General features: G+C 64.3%; 4 protein-coding genes and 1 pseudogene. All 5 read left to right on the top strand.

The window, feature by feature from the left end:
* Positions 1-331 precede the first annotated feature (331 nt).
* On the top strand, positions 332-1,084 hold the full coding sequence (locus tag AC2TEW_RS38435) for an amino acid ABC transporter ATP-binding protein (protein WP_484627800.1): 753 nt from the start codon (positions 332-334) through the stop codon (positions 1,082-1,084).
* A 13-nt stretch (positions 1,085-1,097) separates the two neighbouring features.
* Entirely contained in the window at positions 1,098-2,000 is a 903-nt protein-coding gene (locus AC2TEW_RS38430) for a glutamate ABC transporter substrate-binding protein (RefSeq protein WP_484627799.1), read from the top strand.
* Positions 2,000-2,644: an amino acid ABC transporter permease gene (locus AC2TEW_RS38425; RefSeq protein WP_484627798.1), complete on the top strand. Its 645-nt coding sequence runs from the start codon at positions 2,000-2,002 to the stop codon at positions 2,642-2,644. Before AC2TEW_RS38430 ends, AC2TEW_RS38425 begins: the two co-directional genes overlap by 1 nt.
* Entirely contained in the window at positions 2,641-3,552 is a 912-nt protein-coding gene (locus tag AC2TEW_RS38420) for an amino acid ABC transporter permease (protein ID WP_484627797.1), read from the top strand. Before AC2TEW_RS38425 ends, AC2TEW_RS38420 begins: the two co-directional genes overlap by 4 nt.
* Positions 3,527-3,793: pseudogene (locus AC2TEW_RS38415) on the top strand (transposase); the annotation flags it as partial. The gene AC2TEW_RS38420 and the pseudogene AC2TEW_RS38415, both read left to right, overlap by 26 nt.

Here is a 3,793-nt window from a genome sequence, read left to right as displayed (position 1 = left end):
CCACCGGCACCGGCCGCAAACGCTGGACCATGCGCCGGAAGCCCGCACTCCAGGCCTTCGACATCGCCTTCGACGGCCGACTCTCCATCGGCCGCCGGTAACTCACACAACACGAGATACACCAGTCGCTGGACACACCCCATCCAGGCGACATCACAAATGGCTGTCTGTTGCCTATCTCTGAGAATGCCGACGACCACCTTGTCCCACCGCACGACCGTGCAGTATGCGGTGCCCCGGGGACTGCCTCAATGGCAGAACGGGTGAAGGGCTGGCCGTGCGAGGCTGTTGACTGTCGCCGCCGGAACAAGATCGAGAAGGAACCTGCAGAATGCCTGCCCTCAGTCCGACTCCGCTCATCGAACTGCGCGGCGTCAACAAGCACTTCGGATCGCTGCATGTGCTGCAGGACGTCGACCTCAGCATCGGACGGGGTGAGGTCGTCGTGGTCATCGGCCCTTCTGGATCCGGAAAGTCGACTCTGTGCCGGACCATCAACAGGCTCGAACCGATCGAGTCCGGCACCATCACCATTGACGGCACCGAGCTGCCGGAGGAGGGCCGGGCTCTCGCGCGCTTGCGCGCGGAGGTCGGCATGGTCTTCCAGTCCTTCAACCTGTTCGCTCACAAAACGGTGCTCCAGAACGTCACCCTCGCCCAGCGAAAGGTACGCCGCCGGGACGCTGTCGAAGCGGAACAGAAGGCCCTCGAGCTGTTGCGGCGCGTGGGTATGAGCGCCCATGCCGACAAGTATCCGGCTCAGCTCTCCGGGGGCCAGCAGCAGCGTGTCGCCATTGCCAGAGCGCTCGCGATGGACCCGAAGGCTCTGCTCTTCGACGAACCGACCTCGGCGCTCGACCCGGAAATGATCAACGAGGTGCTGGACGTCATGCGTCAACTCGTACGCGAAGGGATGACCATGGTGGTGGTCACCCACGAGATGGGCTTCGCGCGGTCGGCTGCGAACCGAGTTGTCTTCATGGCCGACGGCCGGATCCTCGAGAGCCAGGCTCCGGAGGAATTCTTCGTCGCTCCGGAGACTGCCCGGGCCAAGGAGTTCCTCGCCAAGATCCTGAAGCACTGAGGAGGCTCATCCTGTGAAGCGCTTAGCATGTTCCGCCCTCGCCCTCGCCACCGTACTGGCTGCCTGCGGCAGACCCGGAACACCGCCTCCGAAGGGCCCTCAGCCTGGCACCTTGCCCACTTACCAGGTCCAGGACGCCTCTGCCGTCCGCGGCTCCGCCACACTCGACCGGGCCCGAGATCGCGGGAAGATCATCGTCGGTGTCAAGGAAGATCAGCCTTACCTCGGCGAGAAGAACCCTGCCACCGGCCAGTACTCCGGATTCGACATCGAGATCGCCAGGATGGTCGCCGCCGGCCTCGGATTCCCCAGCAACCGGATCGAGTTCCGCACGGTTGCCTCCGCCAACCGGGAAACCGCCCTCCAGAACGGTCAAATCGACTACTACGTCGGCAGCTACACCATCAATGACAATCGCCGGAAGCTCGTCGGCTTCGCCGGCCCCTACTTCATCGCCGGCCAGAGCCTGCTGATCCGCGCCCACGACGACACCATTCACGGCCCCCAGGACCTCGACGGCAAGAAGGTATGTTCCGCCGCAGGCTCCACCTCCTACCAGCGAGCCAAGCAGCAGTATCCGAAGGCCAAGCTCGTCGGCTACGACACCTACTCCGCCTGCGTCGACAACCTCGTCTCGGGCCAAGTCGACGCCGTGACCACGGACAACGCCCTCCTCCAGGGCTACGCAGCGAAGGCACCCGACGAACTGAAGGTCACCGGTGAGCCGTTCTCCACCGAGCCCTACGGCATCGGGCTCCCCCGGGAGGACGGTGTGTTGCAGAACGCCGTGGACGACATTCTTGTCCAACACACCCTCAACGGTGACTGGGCAAAGGCCTACGACGCCACACTGGGCCTGTCCGGTGTACCGGCTCCCATGGCGCCGCCGCTCGACCGGGACCGGAAGGCCGACTGATGGGCACCCTCACCTCGAATTGGCCTCTCTTCCGTGACGGGCTCCTCGGCACGCTCCAACTCATGGCTGCAAGTACAGCTTTGGCCTTTTCCCTCGGAATCCTGATCACGGCCTTCCGGGTGTCACCGGTCCCCGTGCTCCGTACTGTGGGAGCCGTTTGGGTTAACATACTGCGCAACACCCCGCTCACACTGCTCTTCTTCGTTGTGGTGCTCGGGCTGCCCCGGTTCGGCGTCTCGCTGCCCTTCTTTGCCTTCGCCGTACTGGCACTGGGCTGCTACACCTCCGCCTTCGTGTGCGAGGTACTGCGGTCGGGTGTCAACACCGTTCCTGTGGGGCAGGGCGAAGCTGCCCGTAGCCTCGGCATGACGTTCAGCCAGACTCTCGTCACGGTGATCCTTCCGCAGGCTTTCAGGTCCGTCATCGCGCCGCTCGGGAGCGTCATGATCGCTTTGGCCAAGAACACCGCCATCGCGGGAGCCTTCAGCATCGTGGAACTCCTCGGCGTGTACCGCAATCTGAGCGAACTCGGATACAGCGTCGTCTGGACCTTCCTGTGGATCGCCGCCGGATATCTTGCTGTCACGTTGACCATCAGCGTGGTCGTCCATCGGCTGGAGCGGCGCACGGCGGTGACCCGATGACACCGGCCGACATCTCCGCCTCCGCTCTCTACGACGTACCCGGTGCCCGGGCACGAACCCGGTACCGGCGGCAAGGGTGGGTCGTGCTGGCCACGATCGCAGCATTGACCGGGTGGCTCACCTACGCGCTCGTCCACACCGGACAGTTCAGCGCCGAGAAGTGGAGCCCGTTCACCTACACCGGGATCCAACAGCTCCTTCTCACCGGCCTGGCCAACACTCTCAAGGCATTCGCCGCGGCGGCGGTCCTCTCCCTTCTGCTGGGTACACTGCTCGCGGTCGGCCGGCTGTCGGAACACCGGGCCGTCCGCTGGGTGAGTGCGCTGGTCGTGGAGTTCTTCCGCGCCATGCCGTTGCTGGTGATGATCTTCTTCATCTTCGTAGCCTTGAAGGTCCAGGCCTTCTGGGCGCTGGTCACAGGTCTCGCCCTCTACAACGGCTCCGTTCTTGCCGAAATCCTCCGCGCCGGTGTGCTCGCGATACCTCACGGGCAGCGGGAGGCCGCCGCCGCGCTCGGTATGCGCAAGACGCAGGTCATGATGTATGTCCTGACTCCGCAGGCCCTCCGTGCGATGCTGCCGAGTGTGCTCAGCCAACTCGTGGTGACGCTCAAGGACACCTCGCTGGGGTTCCTCGTCACCTACGAGGAGTTCCTGCACGCGGGCAAGCTCATCGCAACCAACCTCGACTACGACCTTCCGTTCATCCCGGTGGTCATGGTCATCGCACCGATCTACATCGGAATGTGCCTGTTGCTCTCCCTTCTGGCACGCAGAATCGAACAGCGTGGACGCCGCCGGTTCGGCAATCGAGGCAAGACTTCTAGTGCTGACCGGGTCTGTACGGTGACCGGTGTATCTCCCGATCTAGGAAGAGCACCTGATGAGCGACGTGATCGCCTCGGTTGAGGCGGTTGAAGAGGTCCGGCCGGTCGAGCTGTCGGCGGACCTGTTGGACGATCAGTTGATCGGGTAGCTGGTCGACCGGGCCCGCGCGAGCGGGCTCCAGTTGACCGGCGAGGGCGGGCTGCTGCAGCAGCTGACCAAGCGGGTGCTGGAGTCCGCTCTGGAGGGCGAGATCACCGACCACCTCGGATACGAGAAGCACGACCGGGCCGGTGCGGGCAGTGGCAACAGCCGCAACGGCGTC

The sequence above is a fragment of the Kitasatospora sp. NEAU-CNBT7 genome, assembly GCF_057220535.1.
The sequence above is the reverse complement of the archived record's forward strand: the minus strand, read 5'-3'. Positions and strand labels throughout refer to the sequence as shown.

What these genes read in the sequence shown, in the direction of transcription:
- AC2TEW_RS38435 (WP_484627800.1), top strand. Translation starts at nt 332, where the DNA reads ATGCCTGCCCTCAGTCCGACTCCGCTCATCGAACTGCGCGGCGTCAAC.
- AC2TEW_RS38425 (WP_484627798.1), top strand. Translation starts at nt 2,000, where the DNA reads ATGGGCACCCTCACCTCGAATTGGCCTCTCTTCCGTGACGGGCTCCTC.
- AC2TEW_RS38420 (WP_484627797.1), top strand. Translation starts at nt 2,641, where the DNA reads ATGACACCGGCCGACATCTCCGCCTCCGCTCTCTACGACGTACCCGGT.